The sequence below is a fragment of the Paraburkholderia rhynchosiae genome, from assembly GCF_002879865.1.
Classification (GTDB): Bacteria; Pseudomonadota; Gammaproteobacteria; order Burkholderiales; family Burkholderiaceae; genus Paraburkholderia; species Paraburkholderia rhynchosiae.
Map to the genome: position 1 here is coordinate 1 of NZ_PNXY01000106.1, position 1,231 is coordinate 1,231.

1 protein-coding gene is annotated in these 1,231 nt (G+C 58.8%); it reads right to left on the reverse strand.

The window, feature by feature from the left end:
• Positions 1-126: 126 nt before the first annotated feature.
• Entirely contained in the window at positions 127-1,152 is a 1,026-nt protein-coding gene (locus C0Z16_RS36990) for an IS110 family RNA-guided transposase (RefSeq protein ID WP_102636849.1), read from the reverse strand.
• Positions 1,153-1,231: the final 79 nt, after the last annotated feature.

Below are 1,231 nucleotides of genomic sequence, written 5' to 3' on the forward strand. Positions count from 1 at the left end.
CCATAAAGTCGTGCGGCTTCCTAAGCCTCATTACTTCCCGGGGTTTTCCGCAGGCCATGTGCCGTTCCTGTCATCAGTGTCAGGCGTCGCAAAAGCCGAGATGGTTGATGGGTCTCTTTGAAACGTTCAGGCCGGCGAGGCCGTACGTCCTGCGTTAAAGCTCGTGTGTCGGGCGATTATCGCCCATGCGATCCGGGCGAGCTTGTTGGCTACCGCGCACGCCACGACGTTCGAATGACGCCGGCTGGCCAGCGCGCGGGCCCATTCCGCGAGGGGCCCGGTCCGCCTGTCCAGGAAGCGCATGTATGCCCGAGCACACTGCACAAGAAGACTTCGGATGTGACTGTCGCCACGCCGGCTGATCCCGAGCAGGTTGGATTTTCCGCCGGTACTGTACTGACGGGGAACCAGCCCAACCGAAGCCGCAAAGTCGCGACCGCATCTGAACTGTGTGCCGTCGCCGATTTCAGAGGCAAGCACACTCGCAGTGATGGGTCCGGTCCCGGGAATGCCCATCAGCCTCTGCCCCGCGTCGTCATCAGCAAGCTGCAGTGCCAGTTCACGATCGATCTCACCGATCTGATGCTGCAGATACTTGAAGTGCTCATGTAGCCGCTTGAGGATAGCAACAAGACGGGGCGGCAAAGGATGAAAATCGAGAATCTCCGGGAGTCGCGGAACACCGGTCTTGCCGGCTGGCAGGCTGACGCCGAACTCGAGCAGGAAACCATGCATCTGGTTGATCGTTCTCGTGCGGTCCTGCACCATCGATTCACGCACGCGGTGAAGTACCGACAGCGTTTGCTGCGACTCGGTCTTCGGCGTGACAAATCGCATTGCCGGACGCGATGCCGCTTCGCAAATCGCCTCGGCATCGACAAAGTCATTCTTGTTTGACTTCACGAATGGCCGCACGAACTGCGGCGAAATCAGCTTGATCTCATGACCGAACGAGGACAGCTTGCGCGCCATGAAGTGAGAGCCGGCGCACGCCTCCATGACGACAGTACAGGAATGGCAGGTCGCGAGAAATTCGATCAGCTGTTTGCGCCCAAACTTTTTTCTGAACACTGCCTTGCCCTTGCTGTCCTGTCCGTGCACATGGAAGGTTTGCTTGCCAAGGTCGATCCCAACGAGCGTCGCGTAGTCCATGATCATCTCCCGTTACAGTCGCCTTCCCAGCTTAGCGCGTCTGGAGAGGTGGGGCGGACCATTTCATTAGTCGTCAACT